The organism is Paenibacillus tundrae, assembly GCF_030812775.1.
In the GTDB taxonomy this organism is placed as follows: Bacteria; Bacillota; Bacilli; order Paenibacillales; family Paenibacillaceae; genus Paenibacillus; species Paenibacillus tundrae_A.
The window spans coordinates 20,429-39,477 of record NZ_JAUSTI010000008.1; the positions used below are offsets into that span (position 1 = coordinate 20,429).

Consider the following 19,049-nt stretch of genomic DNA (forward strand, 5'->3'; position numbering starts at 1 on the left):
GATCAGAGTAAGCGTACTTCCTTCAAAGCCATGATGGCATATGCCAAACCGCATAAACTCACCTTTTTGGGAATCTTTTTATGCTCCTTACTTGGCATTTCTGCTGAGCTATTGCAACCGTATTTAGTGAAAATTGCGATCGATGATCATCTTGCGATAGGCCAAACAAGTGTCGCGTTTCTGGTTCAACTCGCAGCCATTTATTTAGGCTTAGCTGTCATCAGCTTTGTTTTTACTTATGTACAAAATAACCTGTTGCAACATGTCGGTCAGAACATCGTCTCTCGCATTCGCAAAGACCTATTCCGGCATATTTCCAAAATGTCGATGTCATTTTTTGATCGGTTTCATATTGGCAGCCTGGTTACGAATGTCTCCAGCGATACAGAAACAATCAGCAGTTTCTTCACGCAAGTGCTGCTCAGTCTGATTCGAGATGGCATGATGCTCGTTCTGATTATCTTTTTCATGTTTCAACTAGACCCGGTACTCGCAGGATATTCACTTCTTGTGTTACCGATTATCGCGATCGTTGCCGTGTTATTTCGGAGTAGACTACGAAAGGCTTATCAGAACGCACGCACACGTCTCTCTCGTCTGATCGCTTTTACTGCAGAGAACTTGTCCGGTATGTTCCTTATTCAAGCTTTTCATCAGGAGGAAGAACAGAAGAAACGGTTCTCGGAGAAAAATCAGGATCACCTTCAAGCCAACATTACTCAGGCTCGTTCTAATGTAATCTTTAACCGTACATTTGATATTCTGGGTAATGCCGCACTGGTCATGATGGTTTGGTTGGGGGGTCGCGCTGTCCTCGGGGAGTCATTACAGGTGGGTGTGCTCTATGCCTTTATCAGCTATATTCGCCAGTTCTTTCAGCCAATCAACCAGATTACGATGCAGTGGAACACGTTCCAATCCACCACGGTGTCGATGGATCGCATCTGGAAAATACTAAGTACCCGACCGGAAGTCGCTGATCCTAAGCCCCAAGATGCTAACAAACTTGAGCCACAGTTCGTGATGGGTCAGGTTGATTTTAATGATGTATCGTTCGGATATCATCCAGATCGTGCACTAATAGAACATCTGAATCTACATCTGTATCCCGGAGAAATGGTCGGCATTGTAGGCACAACGGGAGCTGGGAAAAGTACACTGATCTCTCTACTTAACCGCTTCTATGATGTTCAGGCAGGTCGGATTGAGATCGATGGCACGGATATCCGGCAGATTCCCCAAGCTAATCTTCATCGAATCGTTGGTTTGATTCAGCAGGAGCCCTTTTTGTTCTCCGGAACGATCATCGATAATGTGCGAATGTTCCGCGAGGATATTTCGCGGGAAAAGGCAATTGAAGCCTGCCGTTTTGTCGGAGCAGCAGCGATGATTGAGCGTCTGCCTGAAGGATACGATACACGTTTATCTGAACGAGGCAGCGGATTATCGGCTGGGCAGCGACAACTTATATCGTTTGCAAGAATTGTGGTATTCGAGCCTCGTGTACTCATTTTAGATGAGGCAACCGCCAATCTGGACTCCCATACTGAGCAACTGGTACAGCAAGCTCTTGAAACCGTATCTCAAGGGCGCACAACGATTGTCATTGCACATCGACTCTCCACTGTCATGCATGCTGACCGGATTCTCGTCATGGAGAATGGGGAGATTGTCGAGGAAGGATCACATCAGAATCTCATCGCCGCCAAAGGTGTATATGCGGATCTGTATAAGCATGCACGAGAAGCTGGAGAAGATCATACAGCCGTCTCGGGATAATTGAACATTAAATATGCCGCCTGCCTCGCAGAGCGGCATATTTCGTTATATGATGGTCATAGAGGAGGATTGAATTGAACATGGACTCAACAACATCTGATCAGCTTATTCATCATATTCGGTATCGAAGATTTACAGCTCTCTGGAAGGGAACACTGTGTCTTCTGTTCATCATCCTATGCATTCTACTCTTGTGGTTTATATATGATGGGCTATCTGGCAAACTAGAAACGTTATATTATTCGATTGCAGCCGTTCTTGGCATATGGTTCATCGGCCCGTTATGTCTTATGTTTGGCGCGCGATTCATCAAGCAGCCGCCAGTGTTATTGTCTTGGAATGATGAAGTAATCCTGTGCGGCTCACGAAAGATCCGCTGGGAACAAATTCGTAAAATCGAACTGTCGACTTATCACTTTAGTAAGTGGATCTTGTCATCTTCACCGATGATTGTTTTATTTCTAAATGACGGCACACGGCACCACATCGCAACAGATCATTTGCTTAGCAAAAAAGAACGAGATAACGCAATCAACCTGCTTCAGCAAACATTACGCGATAAGCATCCACGAGAAGAGAAATATACGTCATCAGTATGACGTGAATGAATGTAGCTCCATCAAGCGTTATCCGTTGTTTCATGACAAAAGTGGTCTATCGCAGCTTCATTTCTCCACATGGAGAGACAAATTCATCCTATAGTTCCCGTAAGGTAAGAGGGCTTCAAGCAACTGGTTCAGTTGTTCAGTCGTTCCTGTACGAACTCGCATGAGGTAACAGCCTTCTCCGCTAATACGATGGACTTCAACAATGTCTTCCCGTGTAGCAATAAACGCTCGAAATGCAGCATGCCGATCGCCGGAGTTCAAGAATACCGTAACAAATGCCTGAAGACCGAGGCCAAGACGCTCGGGGTTCCATTTTACTGTATACCCTTCGATCACGCCCAGGTCTTGTAGCTTGCGCACTCTTGCCCCTACAGCCTGTCCAGTCAGGTGAACGTCTTCTCCAACGTCTTTGTGAGAACGTTTGGCGTCCTGAATGAGGATCTGCAAAATACGCAGATCTGTGTCATCTATCGTTTCATTCATCTAGCTGTAGCCATCCTTTCATCTTGAAATGAGTTCGTTCGAATTCCGTTCATCATGTTATGTACGACGTTAATCGGGTTGTATAACATATAGGATAATACTATTCAACAATCCGAAGGAGTGCAAATATAATGAAAATTCAATTGATCCGTAATGCTACACTGTGGCTAGAATATGGCGGGCTGAACATCCTTGTTGATCCAATGTTAATGGATGCGGAGTCCATGCCTGGATTTCCGAACACACCGAATGACTTGCGCAACCCGAGAGTGAGTCTGCCGGAAACCGAAACTGATTATCTAAATCCCGATCTGTTGGTGGTCACTCACACCCATCCAGATCATTGGGATGAAGCTGCCGCGAAGCAGCTCCGTAAGGATATTCCGCTGTTATGCCAACCTGGAGATGAACATGTATTTACCAATGCGGGGTTCACCAATGTCACTGCTGTAGCGGATAAACATGAGCATCATTCGGTACGATTCGCTCGCACCTCTGGTCATCATGGTACGGGTGAGATTGGTAAACGTATGGGTAACGTATCCGGCTTCGTCCTAGAAACAGACGGTGAACCCATCACGTATATTGCCGGTGATACAATCTGGTGCGAGAAGCCTGCTGAGGCAATTCGTCAATATACACCAGAGGTTATTGTTGTGAATGCTGGGGGTGCACGCTTCAACGAAGGGGATCCCATTACGATGGACGAGCATGACGTTGTTGCTGTGAAGCAACATGCGCCATCCGCTCATGTGATCGCTGTGCATATGGATGCCATTAACCATTGCGTCGTATCCCGCGCTGATCTGGCCAACCATCTGGCATCCGAGCAATTGGATGGTCAGGTACTCATCCCGCTTGATGGGGAAAGTTTTGAGTTTTAAGTTTTAAGTTTTGAGGTAACGAACTCAGGACACGCTATTGAGCACTTTTGGGCTAATCTAAAATTCTAACAAATCCTACGCACGTTATTTCTGCTCTAGGCACACTTTTCCCGGCATTCATCCACCTTTTTGCTAGAATAGCGTGTCTCAGATTCGTTAAATTTCAACTATGGTGATAATCAGCACAATAACGTTTCCTAGGTTCGTTAGAACTCATGCGCCAGGACTGCGTATTCAATAATAGACTTACCAACAACCATGAATACGATAGGTTCATGAAGAGTTAATATAACGAATGATGATGCAATACTTTCTGCAATTTCAACGGACACTATTTCTTGCGTACTACCTTGTTTTCTTGATACCTACATGTTACCTTACATGCAATCTTGCGGATTATCCCACCCTATCTTCCCAGCATTCGATAGCCTGACCTGACCTGACCTAATTGTTGTATATAACATGAAAAAAGCTGGATGCGATAAATAACTCGCATCCAGCTTTTTGGGATTCAAGGAAGACGTTGACTCGCTAACGTCCCTCCTCACTTCCCTCTCGGTCGGGCATTTAACTTAAGTTAACCATAAGAATGATCGTGCCCAGTCCAGCTTAGGTCTGTGCGCTTACTGATTCCTCATCGGTGTTGCCTTTGACCTTACTGATTTTCAATCGGTGTAATCTGTATTATTCACTGCAGTTTCAGTCTGTGTTCTTACAGAATTTTCAATTAATATGTCTCTAGCTTACTGGAAAACTCTACATCAATGTAGCCTGTGCCCTTACTGAACTTTCAATCGAATCACGTTCCAAGACGCTTTAGCAAGACTTGCTGTAATCAACGTATCCGACACCTCTGCTCCCCCGCGGTTATGCGGAACTACACGGTTTGGCTGTGCTGCTGTATTGGTCGCTTTGAGATCATCATTCTCAAGCACGATATGCTCAATCAAGCTGCATTTTCCGAAGCTGCGCAAGTCCACTTCAAGCGGAAGGGATTCTTCTAGATGACGATTCACTGCAAATACAGTCACTTCTCCGCGCTCTTCGTTATGCACCGCAATCCCTTCCAGATAAGGAACATCCGTAATTTGTTTGGTGTCATATTTCGGAGATTGAATCAACGGCACCAATGCTGTTCCACGTCCGTATACGGAAGCGTGCATGAATGGATAGAAGATGGTCTGTCTCCATGAACCACCGCCTGTATCTGTCATAATTGGCGCGATCACGTTAACGAGCTGTGCCAGACATGCCATTTTGACCCGATCTGCATGTTTCAGCATGCTGATGAGCATACAACCTACGAGAAGTGCATCCTCATGGTTATAAATATCCTCCAGTTGCGGCGGAGCAATCTGCCATGGATCCATTTTCGAATCATTTTCATGGGAGTGATACCATACATTCCACTCGTCAAAGGAGAGATACATCGTCTTCTTACTGCGTTTCTTCGCTTTGATATAATCACAGGTTGCCTTCACCGTGTCAATGAAACGATCCATTTCAAGCGAGCGTGCAAGGAATGTCGGCGTATCGTTCTCCTGATTGCCATAATATTGGTGAAGGGAAAGATACTCGACATGATCATACGTATGATCCAGCACCGTCGCTTCCCAATCCGGGAACGTTTGCATATTCAAGCTAGAGCTTCCGCAAGCCACCAACTCAATCGTTGGATCCGTCCACTTCATCACTTTTGCGGCCTCTACTGCAGCACGCCCGTACTCCTCAGCCGTTTTGTGACCAATTTGCCAAGGACCGTCCATCTCGTTACCTAGACACCATGTTTTGACCGCATGCGGTTCTTTGTAACCATGCTTGATCCGAAGATCGCTATAATACGAACCTTCCGGATGGTTGCTGTACTCTACGATATTACGCGCAGCATCTGCTCCTCTTGTTCCCAGATTGACCGCCATCATCACTTCGGAATTCGCCTGCTTCGTCCAGTCTACGAATTCGTTGAAGCCAAATTCATTCGTCTCGATCGTTCTCCATGCGAGTTCCAGTCTACGCTTACGCTCAGACACTGGCCCAACGGAATCCTCCCAATTGTAACCGGATACAAAATTCCCCCCTGGATAACGTACAATCGGCACCTGCAGCTCCTTCACCATCTCCAGCACATCGGTACGGAAACCTTGCTCATTCGCTGAAGAATGTCCCGGTTCGTAAATTCCACCATATACAGCGCGTCCCAAGTGTTCAATAAAAGATCCGTACAATCGCTTATCAACTTCACCAATTTTAAAATCTTTGTCTACTGTCATTTTCGCTTTTTCCATTAAGGTTAACACTCCTTAAGATTAATATTAAAATTAATTCAAAATGTCTGGATAAACGTTTATATTTATATTAAAATCGATTATAACAATAATTTCAACCCGAATTTCGAAAAATGTTACTCTTTCCTTTGGATTTATGTTTAACTTAATTCTATAATTTATAGCTTGGAGGAACACATGTGATTAGAGCAACTACCGATGCAGAATGGCTGCCCCTCTATGAGGCGCTAGCCAGTGAAGTTCGTCTGCAAATTATCCGCCTCGTCGCGGATACCCCCATGAACGTCAAAGATATCGCCGCTTCGCTTGGTCTAAGCAGTGCCATTGTAACGATGCACGTTCGGAAGCTTCAGGACGTAGGCATTATTCAATCGAAGATGGTTCGTAAAGACGGCGGTACCCACAAAATGAACAGTTTAGCGGTGGATTGGATCGGAATCTCGATGCCTCAGGACACCGGATCATCCAATAAAGTTCATGAGGTTGCAATTCCGGTGGGGCACTACACCCATTTTGACGTTTATCCAACCTGTGGATTAGCTACCTCTACTCATGTGATCGGTCAGTATGATGACCCTCGTTACTTTTTAGACCCAGAGCGGATGCATGCTTTAATTCTCTGGATGGGGCGAGGATTTGTGGAATATAAAATTCCAAATTACATTCTATCCGGGCAACAGATTAATGCGATTGAGCTGTCTCTGGAGATCGGTTCAGAAGCGCCGTCCGTTAATCCAAACTGGCCTTCTGATATTACGTTTACGCTGAATGGGATAAGGCTCGGAGAATGGACAAGTCCCGGTGATTCTGGCAACGGACGCGGTGTGTTCACCCCGGAATGGTGGAGCGAGAGTGTTAATCAATACGGTATGTTAAAAGTGCTGCGGATAACCGATGAGGGAACATTTATTGATGGACAGCGTTTATCTGATGTGAAGCTCTCGGACATTCCGGTGGAGCGTAATCAGTGGACATTGCGTTTATCGGTTGAGGAAGATGCGCAACATGTCGGGGGTATGACCTTATATGGCGAAGGGTTCGGAAACTATAACCAGGATATCCTGTTCCGTCTCTACTATCAGGACTGAATTAGGATAGCAATTACAACAAATAACCTACCGTCTACCCTTTGTGGCGTAGATGGCAGGTTATTTGTTAATGAAGGTTGACCTACACTTAATCCCAAAGTTCATTTGGGTATCCGTAAAAATGCCTAGTTAACATCTAACTGAGAGAAAGAGGCTTTCCTACAACGCACTTCCACCGAACAAGAAGCGATATTCCCAATGCTTACCTGCAATATTACTGATTGTTACACCGCCACCGGCGTTGGAATACGTATGCAATACTTTACCGTCACCCAGATAAATACCAGTATGCGTAATTCTTGCTGTGGACTTGTTCACGCCAGCATACGAGGACGACTTAGTCCCTTTATAAGACATGAAATACATCAGATCGCCGCGTTTTAGATTTTTCCAATTGGTCTGAACAGCGCCCTTCGCTTTAACATAAGCACCTTGTTGGCGAGAATCGGCTGGCAGCTTGATTCCGAGTGCATCAATGAAGGCCTGGCGAATGAAGCTGGAGCAATCAAAGGTAGCCGTACTATTACGGCTTGCTCCGAATTCATATGGAGTACCCCAATATTTCATACCTGCAGCAATCACTTTCTCCACTGCCGCTTGATTCGTATTGGATGAGCTGCTACCAGAAGTTGAAGTGTTCGAACTTCCCCTCACAGCTTTTGTATATTTGGATGAAGAGGATATGTATCCTGTGCGTTTGTTAGCATCCTGTACTTTGTACCAGCTTGATCCAGACTGCCCAAGTACGGTAATTTGCTCACCTTTTGGTACCATGCGAACCACTTTTGCACTTGAAGATGCTGAAGTACGCATGTTAACGCCCCAGATCACTTCTAATTTCGAATTTTGGACTGCAACCGCTGATACCGGTGCTGTAAGTGCTCCTGTCGTCAGACTTCCCATCAGCATCGTTGCTGTTAGTGTTGCAGTAATCATTTTGCTTTTCCAGTTCATGATGTCATGTTCCCCCTGATGTTACAGAATTTTAACCTGGCTTGGTTCTCCCGGGCTTGCCCCATTGTAAACGGGCTTTCCATAACGATCATCAGACCAAAGTCCTGTATTCGAATCATATGATTTGAGCAATAAGAATCAGGGATACACCTGCCACACACAGAAAAAACGGCTTAAATACGGAGCTTTTTACAAAGGTTAAATTATTGTAACCATTTGATGTCACACGCTTTGTCCTGATAAGTACGTGTATACTTTATCCCACCTGCGTAATAGTTCTTAAGAACCACTAACGATTCACCTCATTCCATAAGTGGAAAACATTACCTCACCAATAAAAGCTATAAATACCCACATTTATACATAAATACGTTTAATTTAATATAGATCTGGGTATCCATGAACGCAAAAACGTAAAAACCGGGGATTGCTCCCCGGCTTAACTTATTCATTCACATTTTGTTGGACTCGCCTCGATTAAGGCTCGATTCCCCATACCTTTACACCATCTTGATAGGCAGTCACTTTGCTCCAGGCGCCAAAGGCAGTCTTCGTTGCATCAAATGAGTAATCATTCGTTTGATCAAAATTGCTCCAGTTGGTCTTCGAGAACCGACCTTGGATAACTCCTGTCTCTGCACCTACTGCCAAGGTTCCTGCTCCCGATTTGAATCCAATCTCCAGATACGTGTCTGCCGTTCCTGTCGCTGGGTCTACCGCGACAAAACGTGCCTCCACATTACTGCTACCAATCTGAGCATAATCACACCAGAAGCTCAGATCTGCTGCGCTATCCTTCGTGAAGTAATACCGTAACTTCACCTTGCTCAGATCTACTTCGGTTGTGCCTGTGTTCTTCACGTTAAACTGTGGCGTAATGGCGTTGCCTGAGGCTGCCGAACTCCCATTACGATACTGCACCTCTATACTGCCCGTTGTAGCAGGAGGTGCTGTAGGCGTCAATGCTACCACGTTCGACAATGTCTGTCCGCTGGCATTCACGGCCGCAATCCGGTAGCTGTACGTAGTGCCGTTGACTACCGCGCTGTCCGTATACGTCAACTCGGTTACATTGGTCGCCACGTCCGTGTACGGTGCTCCATTAACAGAACGCTGTACGTTATAACTGTCCGCCCCTGTGGATGCCGTCCATGTTAACTCCGTCTGAGCATTACCTGCTGTACCTATAAGCGTCAGTACGTCTGGTACAACTACGCCCGCTTGCGGCGTTGCAGATACCTGTGAAGATGGGGTAGATTCACCTACGGCATTGATCGCCGTGACGATGTAATAATAGGTCGTACCATTAGTCAATCCCGCGTCTGTAAAGGTTGTGCCTGTGACTCCAGTTGCAACCGAAGTGTATGGCCCACCGTCTACTTCAGCACGCTTCACTGTGTATGAAGCTGCACCTGGAGCTGTGTCCCATTTCAGTACAACTTGTTCACTAGCCCCTGTGGCTGTGACACCAGCAGGTGCTGCGGGCACTTCAACTACTGGAGTCTCTTCATCTCCAAGCAGACGATCATATTCGCCGTATGCGGTAGCCATGTCAACCTGTGACCAGAAACGGTGATAGGTAAAGGTTGGGGCTCCTTTTTCCCATGTTTTCGTTGTTGGATTGTATGACGTTTTGTACAAGTTATCCAAGTAAGCCCATGCTGGATCTTGCTTGATGGCCGGACGAAGATCGGAGTACCCGATGTAAACACCATTTCCGCCTTTCGCTGGATCAGAAGGAATACCAGCCGTTCCTGGAATGGTGTTCCCTTGACCAAACGTTCCCGACCAGTTTGCAGGAATGTAGATTTCTTTTGCAAAGAAGCGGAAATAGTCCTTGCGCACTTCCTCTGTTACAATTCCTACGCCGTCATTATATTCCCATGCTGTGTCCAGAAGCTTCTCAGCGAGATCTTTAGCTTCCTGCCCATCAGCACTTAACACACCTTCCTCTGCCTGAGTACCTGCCGCGAAGAAGGTAAGAGCTTTAATGTAACTGCCCAATACACCTGTATCCTGTGCTGGATCTTTCGTAACGACATGGAAGTTCGGATTCTCTGTAAAGGAGCTGAAACCATTCCATTTATCAGGTTGACCCTGCCATTCCTGTCCGCCTGGAATCCAGAATTCACCCGGAGCTGGTGTTGTTGCCACTTGCACATTGGTTCCGCCAAGTACACGCTGACCGGCTGCATTCAGGTAATAACCTTGAGCATCCGTTACCGGGCGTTCATCTACAAATACATAATCCTTCGTCCAATCAATCCATTTGGTAATGACTTTTTTGGCCATTTGGAAGTTCTCGGAGCTCAAATCGCCACTCTCAGCAAGAATATAATACATCTCTGCTACACGTTCGAGTGACCAAGCCTGGAATCCAAACCATGTGTTGGAGTCTGGGTCACGATATACTGGTGCTTCCTGATATGCCATATCATAAAAAGTACTTACTCCTGCCGGATAAGCTTTGTAAGAGCCATCCAGACTGTTGGTTGCTCCTCCGCCAATCGCACCTTCATGCGATTGCAGCCAGGTGTAGAACTCCAATTGACGCTTCAAGGAAGCATTCCAATCGTCCTTCGCTGTAGCCGATTTTGGAATCAAACCACCTGCCGGATCAGACAGCGCATAGGCTGCAACCGGATTTTGATAAGCCTGGTGCGTATGACTCGCGCCAATGCGCCATGCCCATTCTCCTCCTTGCCCTAAGCCACCTCCCCATGAGGTGTACCATGCCATCAGGTACATGTTGGAATCTTTACCTGTGCCCGGAGTCGGTGTCCCATTCTTCGCACTTCCGATCTTCTGGAAGTACTTATCATGCATACCATACCGCAGATAGTCTCCCATCTTCTTCGCTTTATCCAGATACTTTGTATTGGTATAACCCATTTCCTTGGCCCAGTATAGCACTTGTACTGCACGCGCATCTGCATCCGTCGCGTTGGTATAGCGCCACTGAGCTGCAGGTGCCTGATTTTCTTTCGTGAACAGACTCATGAAGCCTTCATTGGCTTTGCCGAACGTTTTATTATCTTGTGATGGATGAGGGATCGCCTCCCATACAGATTCTTGTTCACCACGCTGGAACGTATTCACATAAGCAGCCGTGTGTGATGGATTCAGCAAATTCCCGTATCCGTACCAATTATCTACATCAAGCAGCCAGTGCATCAGATAGGTCTGGTTATTGCCATACGAAGCCTTAAGTTCGGCATCGAGTGGATCTTTGCCTGCCGCATATTGTCCATTAATCGCCGAAGGATATTGATCCGGGAACGGTTTCTCGGCAGCGTACGTTGCTGGGCTATTCGGATTATAATAACTCATCGTAGGCTGCTCTTCCTTGCCATCACCTTCATTGACCGGAATAATGTATTTCTCCATGTTATCCCAGGCCGCTTCGAGTTTCGACCAATCTCCTGTGTAGTGACCATACATGGTCTCCAGCCATAACCAATAGCTGTATGCCTCCGAGGTTGTCATATGCCCATAGTCAGGCGCTTCACTCAGCAACGTTTCAATCGAATGATAAGGAATACCTTCTGGTGAAAAATATCCATTAGCCGGGTCTTTTAATTGATCATACAATTGCAGAAACCGCTGTTCATTTATACTCTCTACCTGAAGCTCAATAGCTGAATCCGCAGCATGTGCCTGACCAGGCCCCGCCCACAATCCAGTATATCCGGTCAACATCATTGTTCCTGCCAGCATGGCCGTCAAACTTTTCTTTGTAGCTGATTTCAACATGTACTTACCTCCCTAAATGAGTAGAATTATTAAGATCCACTGCGCTTGGAATATTCGGCGCTTCCACGGGTCATTATGGTTCAATCCCCCACACTTGTGTGCCGCCCTGATATCCAGTCACTTGATTCCAGGCGGTAAAAGCCGTCTTCGTTGCATCATAAGAATAGTCATTGCTCTGATCAAAATTGCTCCAGTTTGTCTTAGAGAAGCGTGCCTGAATGACACCTGTCTCCGCCCCAGGAGCTAGACTGCCTGCACCCGGTTTAAAACTAATCTCCAGATAGGTGTCTGCCGTACCCTTCGCCGGATTCACGTTTACGAATCGACCTTCAATATTGGCTGCACCGACCTGTGCATAGTCGCACCAGAAGCTCAGATCGGCTGAACCATCCTTCGTAAAATAGTAACGCAGCTTCACTGTACTCAGATCAACCGCCTGAGTTCCCGTGTTCTTCACATTGAATTGTGGCGTCACTGCATTACTGGACACGCCAGATCCTGTGGTCCGATACTGAAATTCCAATGTGCCCGTCGTTGCTGGCGGTGCACTTGGTGTCAGTGTCACAACATTGGACAGCGTCTGCCCCGCTGCGTTAACAGCCACAATTCGGTAGCTGTATGTCGTCCCATTCACTGCTGTTGCATCGGTATAGGTCAGTGTCGTTAAATCGGTTGCTACATCCGTGTAGGCTCCTCCTGCAAGCGCACGCTGTACCTTGTAACTTGCAGTTCCTGCGGATGATGTCCAAGATAAGTTCGTTTGAGCGTTACCCGCCGTTCCAGTTAACGCCAACGTACCAGGTACGACTGTAGCAGCCTGAGGTGTTGCCGAAACTTGAACAGAATTCCCTGATTCTCCTGCGGAGTTCACCGCAGTAACGACATAGTAATAGGTTGTTCCGTTCGTTAAGCCGGTATCTGTATGTGTTAGCCCGTTGATTCCAGTAGCTACAGAAATATATGGTCCACCTGTCACCGGAGCGCGTTTCACCGAGTAGGATGTGGCGCCTGGCACAGCCGTCCAGGTGAGCGCTACTTGGGTGCTTCCTGCTACGGCCTGCACGTTAGCAGGTACGCTTGGAGCCGTTACAAGAGCGATCCCTGGCTCCTGACCATATACGCGTATCCCAGCATCATAGACTGGTAGATAAGCACTCTTCGCCACATTACCAGTACCTAAATTCTGAAATGAGTGGTCGTTATTCGGATTCCATGCCCCTTGAGGGCCGGAAATGCGGAACTGTATTTCTTTGCGATAGTGCCCCTCTCCACCAGGATAGATTTTGGTTCCACTGAAGTCGGCGGTAATGGCATAAATATGTTGACTTGCATCTACGACTACAGGTTGCGAGATCGTTGCACCTTCCGCATAAGATGCAGTGACATTCACATCCGAGACTGTACGTCCTGCCGCGTATACCTCACTTAGATCAAGGAAGTATTTAAATGAGAGTTGATCCCCCATCCGTGCGGGCCAGGCTGAGCGATTGTTCAGCATTGCCCTGATCTCCGTGAAGTTTGAACCGGAAGCCTTAATGGCTGCCTCAACGAAAATTTCATCTCCTTTTACTTCAGGGGCAGGAAAGTTGGCAAGAGGCTGATGCCCTTGACCAAACAATAGATTCATCTTCGCGAGCGCTCCTGTGAATCCCGCATTATAGTCGGTTGCAACCTCGTTGCTAACATAGTCCCCAATATCATCCGTGTATTGATCCGATGCATTCGGGCCTCCCACCATGGCGCCATACAAAATATGACGGTGGCTTGTCGGGACACTTTCACTATTGGCCCATGAGCCATGAGCTGTACGATGATGTGGGTGCTGCGGAGCATTCTGCCCATAACCAACCACGTAACTGCTCTGACGTGGGTTATCCCCCAGGATGTAGTCCATTTGCGAAACGGCAAAGTCCTGATATCTTGCTTTTTTCACAGGATCACTGACCCAGTCCGAATATACAAAAGCAATAAAGGATGCGTTCGCTGCATAGCGGAGTGAACCCCATTGATCCAACCAAGCCAGACCTCCTGGTGTATATTTCACTCTGTGCCCATTCGTACCGACTGACCAATAATCGAGATTGCGCTCTGTAGACTGAATAAATCTTGCCGCTTCCGGCATATTCAAACTGGAAGTAATACGGGCTAGCAGAATCTGTGCCCCGTAGTTTTTGTTATCCCACCCCTGTGTCCAGGTGTAAGGCCAATTGCTAGAACCTCCGGATGCCCATTGGTCGGTAGCAGCTATTGCTTTGGACAAGTAAGCGCTATCATTAGTTGCTAAATAAAGCCATGCTCCACCCCAAGCCAGCTCATCGTAGTACCCTGACCATGAATTGTAAAAGGACTGGGCATCCGTGATACAATCCGAGTATTTACCACGATACGTATCTGCGAAGCTGTATAGCTCCTTCGCATGTCGAAGTAACTTCGCCGAATACTCTGGTTCATCGTCTGCAAATACAATGGAAGCTGCTGCCAGCGCTGCTGCCGTCTCGCCTGCAAGATCACTTCCTGGACAAGAAGCATCGATCTTGAATGACGGACGGTTCATCTGCATGACTTCCGCAGGCCCCCACCAAGCATGATCCGTATTCCCCGCTCCAACTTGTCCCCATAATTCGTTTGGTTTCGTATGCGCTTTCATAAAATAATCAGTTGCCCACTTGATATTGTCCTTGATCTCTTCCAGCTGTCCTGCATTCTCATAACCATCACGATATTCCACTACAGACCATGCCAGCATTGTCGCCGAATAAGCCATCGGCAAGCCAAATTTCACATGATCACCAGCGTCGTACCATCCACCTGTCAGATCAACGCCAACATCAGATCCGTCACGTAGTCCTGAATCTCCCCGCCATTCCACTCGGTTATCCGCCGGCAGTTTACCTGATCGTTGAGTTTCATAGAAATAGATGGCTTTCTGCAGAGCTTCTGCATAATTGTGAGTGCCAGCGGCCGCATCCGCCTTACCAATCAATCCTGTACCCACCGGTAAACTCCCTGCCAGTAGTCCTGCCGACAACGCAATGATTGCGATTCGTCTCCACCAGCTTTGTTTCATGTCCAATCATTCATCTCCTCTTCATCAATTCTGTTACGTATTGCCTTATATAAAACGATTCAAACCCGCTCCTCTCTATGGTGTGACTCCCTGTTAATTTCACCATTAATTTCCATTATAGTCTTTTGTCTAACTTGCAATATAAGCATTGGTGACTTCTGAAATAACATTGTTGTGACATATCCAGCTCCTTTTAGCACCATTGCAAAAAAAGCCGTTCCCTAATGGGGTATATCCCATCAGGTAACGACTTCTATACACAATGCATTTCTATAAACTCGCTACATACCGCACTGCTCCTTCCAAGCAAGGGAATGTTGGCGTAGACTATACCTTGAATTTATTGATCTGTTCTTGAAGCTCCTCTGCCATTTGGGACAATGAACTCGCTGATGAAGCAATCTCTTCCATGGAAGCTAACTGTTCCTCAGTTGCAGCAGATACGTTATGCGCTCCACCTGCAGCTTCCTCAGCAATATTGGAGATCTGATCTACATATCCCACAACTTCATTCGTACTCGCTGACATCTCTTCCGAGCCTGCAGATACTTCTTGAATTTCACCCGCTACCTTGTTCACGGCATCTGAGATCTGTTCGAAGGCTTGGCCTGCTGCAGTTACCATCTCGATTCCAGCTTCGGTTTCGCTGCTGTTCACTTTCACAGCTTGTACCGCATGGCCTGTATCATTTTGAATCAATTGCACCAGGTCAGTGATTCGCTGTGCAGAGATCGAGGATTCCTCGGCAAGCTTACGCACTTCACCAGCAACAACAGCGAAGCCTTTGCCATGTTCACCTGCACGCGCTGCTTCAATCGCTGCATTCAATGCAAGCAGGTTCGTCTGACGAGCAATATTGTTGATAACCTCTGTGATGTTACCGATCTCTGTAGAACGCTCTCCCAATCCTGTAACTAATGAAGATAGCGAAGCTATCGAATTACGTACAGAACCCATCTGTTCTACAGCCTGTTTGATGATCATATTTCCTTCGGAAGACTGGTTCGCTGCATCGACAGCCGATACGGATACACTCTGAGCAAGCTCTGCAATTTGTTCAGAACCTAGAGCCATCTCGCTCATTGCTTGGGATGAACGCTTAACGATATTTACTTGATCGGATGTACCTACCGCCAGCTCTTCCACTGTTTCCGAGATTTGTTTGGATGCACTTGTATTCTGCTCCGCACTCGCAAGCAGTTCTTCTGATGAAGCGGCTACCTGCTGCGAAGTCATGGATACCGATTGAATCATATTGCGCAAATTACCTGTCATAACGTTGAAGGATTCTGCAAGTGTTCCGAGTTCATCCTTGTTCTTAAGCGTAATTTTCTCGCCTGTCAGGTCTCCATTGGCAATAAGCATCGCTGCCGCATTCATTTTTTGAATTGGTCTGGAGATGATAATGGAGATAAAGATCGCAATAATCAACGCAAGCACGATCGCTGTAATACTCAGTGCAACAATAATGACGAAGGCTCTTTCGGCTGATTCAACCGATGAATTCGTAGCAGCGTCGGATCCATTGTTGCCAAGTTCAATCAATCTAGCAATGGTATCATTCGCTGTATACCATAGAGAATAAGCTTCACTATGTAGTCTACTCGCCTCACCATAATTGTTACTTCTGCCAAACTCAATGAATGCAGGCATCTTCTCCACATAGCCATCGTAGTTTGGACTAAAGCTCTCATTGTATAGCTTCATGGCTTCTTCATTGTTACCAATCAGATTAACGAGCTGTTTACGCTCATCCTCGATCTTGGTTAAGAGAAACTGCAAAGATTCATTGAGCTTGGAAATCTCCTCTTGGCTCGTTTCCACGATCACTGCCAAAGCAAGACGCTCCACATCGGATACATCCCCATTCATCTGGCCCAATAGCGTAACACTAGGCATCCATGTCTGATCAATGGCACTAGCCTTATTGGACATATCCTTGATCTGTGTTGCCGAATAGATGCTCACAAAAGCAAGCAATGCGACCACGATTGCAAAACCAAGTAATAATTTCATGCGAATCGTTAACCTAAATTTCCCCGCCACGTTTCCCCACGTGTTCTTCATAGTTCCCACTCCTTAGCATCGTACATATCAATACTATATCGACAAACTCCGTCGTAAATTGTAGATATATCCCATCCATCTTTCATAAATTTCATGTAACAATGAAAAATTTACAATCACTCTAGTAAAAGCCCAAAATATGTTTGGAAACTCACGGCTCAAAAAGCCTCATTTTCCTGGCAACGCCAAAAAATGAGGCTCTTTTATATTTGCTTTTACTATAGTTGAAGTAAATTTCTTAAACGGATGAATCAGCGAAAAATACGTCGATGAATCTGAATGAAAAAGTCAGGAACAGACTTCGTATATTGACGTGTACCAATCAGAATAACACTGACCAGACTACCCAGAATGAACCCACCGAGAATATCTCCCGGGTAATGAACCCCAACATAGACACGTGATACACCTGTTAGCACAGCCAGTAATAACATCCAGAAGCCGAAGCGACGGCCAATGAAAAATGATGCTGCAGCAAGCGCAAAGACAAAGGATGCATGCTTACTTGGAAAAGATGGATCAGGTACATGTGGAACGAGCTGGTTCACAGCACCTTCCATAAAAGGCCTAGGATGGCCTACGACAGGAGAAATGCCCCATTTTGCTAACACAAGTGCCACTATAGAAGACACGCACGCATAGAACACGATGCGCTGCTTGTGGGCATCCCCAACAAACCATACCAGGACAAGCAGAGCAATCATAAACCATACGGCATACTCAGCCGAGGTAATCATAAACCAGTCAAGCAGCGGAATTCGATCCGCGAACTGATTAATCCAGTTAAAAATAGATTGATTCATATTCGAAGCTTAATACCCCCATTACACAAACCTAGATTATTTTTTACATATTAAATATACACTAACTATTTGTCAAACAAACCACGAATCAACCGAACTTTCGAAATCAAACAGGACATTTGCCTTACTTTTTGTTAAAATGGTTTGGGGTTATGCTACAAAAAGATAAGAAAGGTGAAGATTATGCACAAAAAATGGTTATGGGGGACAGCCCTAACCTTGGCGCTTATTGTTACAGGCGTCATTGTATACTACGGATATTCAATCGTTCATTTTGCCAATAGTATCTCGACAGCAGCCGGCTCTTCATCCGAACCCTCATCCGAGACAGAAACGAATGAAACACCAACAACCACGATTCCCAAATGGGACGGCAAAGAGCGTGTTAACATTTTGTTGCTTGGAGGAGACTCCCGGGGAGATGACGCGGGGCGTTCGGACTCTGTTATGATCGCTTCGATCGATCCTGTCACCAAAAAGGCGCATCTCTTCTCTGTATTGCGGGACACGTACGTTAGCATTCCCGGACATGGTAAAAGCAGATTGAATGCAGCCTTCTCATATGGCGGTGCCGAACTGACGAAGGAAACGGTCAGCAACTTGCTTGGTATTCCGATTCAGCATTACGTTTACACTGATTTCACTGGCTTCATAGCCCTTGTAGACGCGGTCGGCGGTCTAGATATCGACGTGGAGAAAGACATGTACTACACCAGCAAAGCAGACAAGCATATGTATGATATCGATTTGAAAAAAGGGCTACAGCATATGGATGGCAAAACAGCTCTCCAATATGTCCGTTTCAGACATGACGCAACCTCCGACTTCACTCGAACGGAGCGTCAGCGAATCTTCATCACAGAGCTTGCTAAGAAGATGCAGAGCACCACATCGCTCTTCAAGATTCCAGACATTCTGGAAGCCGTTGCTCCTTATATCGAGACAGATCTCAGTCCAACCCAGATGCTCAAACTGGCAGCACTCGGCTTCGACATTAATGCGAATGAGATTGACAAGCAACAGATTCCACCAAATAAATTACTGACGAATGAGCTTGTAGGCTCCGCTCAGGTTCTTGGTGTGAACGAAGCTAGGCTCCAAGCCTATATTCAAGATCTATTCGCACAAGATGCAGAAACTCCAGAGGATGACGCAGCGAATCCAGAACAAAACAAAGATCTAAATTAGCATACACATATACATTCCGTTAAGGTGGCGATTCGCCACCTTTTTTTTATCCAATTGTCGCCATTTAATGCCCTCTTAATGTTAGAAAGG

General features: G+C 46.3%; 12 protein-coding genes. 5 read left to right on the forward strand and 7 right to left on the reverse strand.

Features of this window, described 5'->3' with window-relative positions; genetic code table 11:
• Window positions 1–30 precede the first annotated feature (30 nt).
• Both J2T19_RS15335 and J2T19_RS15340 read left to right on the forward strand, forming a co-directional pair.
• Window positions 31–1,779 (forward strand): ABC transporter ATP-binding protein, encoded by a 1,749-nt coding sequence (locus J2T19_RS15335; RefSeq protein WP_307217650.1) that lies wholly within the window; start codon window positions 31–33, stop codon window positions 1,777–1,779.
• 80 nt (window positions 1,780–1,859) lie between these two features.
• The gene (locus J2T19_RS15340) at window positions 1,860–2,378 is read left to right on the forward strand and encodes a DUF5381 family protein (RefSeq protein ID WP_307217174.1); all 519 of its coding nucleotides are present in this window, start codon (window positions 1,860–1,862) and stop codon (window positions 2,376–2,378) included.
• Between the two features lie 66 nt (window positions 2,379–2,444).
• On the opposite strand, the gene J2T19_RS15345 is transcribed toward J2T19_RS15340, so the two are convergent.
• Complete coding sequence (locus J2T19_RS15345) at window positions 2,445–2,870, reverse strand: Lrp/AsnC family transcriptional regulator (RefSeq protein WP_307217176.1); 426 nt, start codon at window positions 2,868–2,870, stop codon at window positions 2,445–2,447.
• A gap of 131 nt (window positions 2,871–3,001) precedes the next feature.
• Here J2T19_RS15345 and J2T19_RS15350 point away from each other — a divergent pair, with 131 nt between their 5' ends.
• Window positions 3,002–3,754: an MBL fold metallo-hydrolase gene (locus J2T19_RS15350; RefSeq protein WP_307217178.1), complete on the forward strand. Its 753-nt coding sequence runs from the start codon at window positions 3,002–3,004 to the stop codon at window positions 3,752–3,754.
• Window positions 3,755–4,533: 779 nt separating this feature from the next.
• Here the strand turns inward: J2T19_RS15350 and arfA are convergent.
• Window positions 4,534–6,039 carry an arabinosylfuranosidase ArfA gene (gene arfA, locus J2T19_RS15355; RefSeq protein ID WP_307217180.1) on the reverse strand — a complete coding sequence of 502 codons (1,506 nt, stop codon included), beginning with the start codon at window positions 6,037–6,039 and terminating at the stop codon, window positions 4,534–4,536.
• 179 nt (window positions 6,040–6,218) lie between these two features.
• Between arfA and J2T19_RS15360 the strand changes: the two genes are divergently transcribed.
• A complete protein-coding gene (locus J2T19_RS15360; RefSeq protein ID WP_307217182.1) occupies window positions 6,219–7,127 on the forward strand; it encodes an ArsR/SmtB family transcription factor in 909 nt (302 codons plus the stop codon).
• A 159-nt stretch (window positions 7,128–7,286) separates the two neighbouring features.
• On the opposite strand, the gene J2T19_RS15365 is transcribed toward J2T19_RS15360, so the two are convergent.
• The 5 genes from J2T19_RS15365 to J2T19_RS15385 all read right to left on the reverse strand — a co-directional run bounded on the left by J2T19_RS15365 (window position 7,287) and on the right by J2T19_RS15385 (window position 17,771).
• Window positions 7,287–8,081 carry a C40 family peptidase gene (locus J2T19_RS15365; RefSeq protein WP_307217184.1) on the reverse strand — a complete coding sequence of 265 codons (795 nt, stop codon included), beginning with the start codon at window positions 8,079–8,081 and terminating at the stop codon, window positions 7,287–7,289.
• Between the two features lie 477 nt (window positions 8,082–8,558).
• Window positions 8,559–11,834 (reverse strand): glycoside hydrolase family 48 protein, encoded by a 3,276-nt coding sequence (locus tag J2T19_RS15370; RefSeq protein ID WP_307217186.1) that lies wholly within the window; start codon window positions 11,832–11,834, stop codon window positions 8,559–8,561.
• Between the two features lie 73 nt (window positions 11,835–11,907).
• Window positions 11,908–14,901, reverse strand: coding sequence for a glycoside hydrolase family 9 protein (locus J2T19_RS15375; protein ID WP_307217652.1), 2,994 nt, complete (start codon window positions 14,899–14,901; stop codon window positions 11,908–11,910).
• Between the two features lie 327 nt (window positions 14,902–15,228).
• Complete coding sequence (locus J2T19_RS15380; protein ID WP_307217188.1) at window positions 15,229–16,968, reverse strand: methyl-accepting chemotaxis protein; 1,740 nt, start codon at window positions 16,966–16,968, stop codon at window positions 15,229–15,231.
• A gap of 251 nt (window positions 16,969–17,219) precedes the next feature.
• Window positions 17,220–17,771, reverse strand: a complete 552-nt coding sequence (locus tag J2T19_RS15385) for an undecaprenyl-diphosphatase (protein WP_307217189.1) — start codon at window positions 17,769–17,771, stop codon at window positions 17,220–17,222.
• Between the two features lie 183 nt (window positions 17,772–17,954).
• Here J2T19_RS15385 and J2T19_RS15390 point away from each other — a divergent pair, with 183 nt between their 5' ends.
• Window positions 17,955–18,959, forward strand: coding sequence for an LCP family protein (locus J2T19_RS15390; RefSeq protein WP_307217191.1), 1,005 nt, complete (start codon window positions 17,955–17,957; stop codon window positions 18,957–18,959).
• Window positions 18,960–19,049: the final 90 nt, after the last annotated feature.

Bases quoted from the DNA above. Each gene is read 5' to 3' on its own strand.
- J2T19_RS15335 (WP_307217650.1), top strand. From the start codon at position 31: ATGATGGCATATGCCAAACCGCATAAACTCACCTTTTTGGGAATCTTT.
- J2T19_RS15340 (WP_307217174.1), top strand. From the start codon at position 1,860: ATGGACTCAACAACATCTGATCAGCTTATTCATCATATTCGGTATCGA.
- J2T19_RS15345 (WP_307217176.1), bottom strand. From the start codon at position 2,870: ATGAATGAAACGATAGATGACACAGATCTGCGTATTTTGCAGATCCTC.
- J2T19_RS15350 (WP_307217178.1), top strand. From the start codon at position 3,002: ATGAAAATTCAATTGATCCGTAATGCTACACTGTGGCTAGAATATGGC.
- arfA (WP_307217180.1), bottom strand. From the start codon at position 6,039: ATGGAAAAAGCGAAAATGACAGTAGACAAAGATTTTAAAATTGGTGAA.
- J2T19_RS15365 (WP_307217184.1), bottom strand. From the start codon at position 8,081: ATGAACTGGAAAAGCAAAATGATTACTGCAACACTAACAGCAACGATG.
- J2T19_RS15370 (WP_307217186.1), bottom strand. From the start codon at position 11,834: ATGTTGAAATCAGCTACAAAGAAAAGTTTGACGGCCATGCTGGCAGGA.
- J2T19_RS15375 (WP_307217652.1), bottom strand. From the start codon at position 14,901: ATGAAACAAAGCTGGTGGAGACGAATCGCAATCATTGCGTTGTCGGCA.
- J2T19_RS15380 (WP_307217188.1), bottom strand. From the start codon at position 16,968: ATGAAGAACACGTGGGGAAACGTGGCGGGGAAATTTAGGTTAACGATT.
- J2T19_RS15385 (WP_307217189.1), bottom strand. From the start codon at position 17,771: ATGAATCAATCTATTTTTAACTGGATTAATCAGTTCGCGGATCGAATT.
- J2T19_RS15390 (WP_307217191.1), top strand. From the start codon at position 17,955: ATGCACAAAAAATGGTTATGGGGGACAGCCCTAACCTTGGCGCTTATT.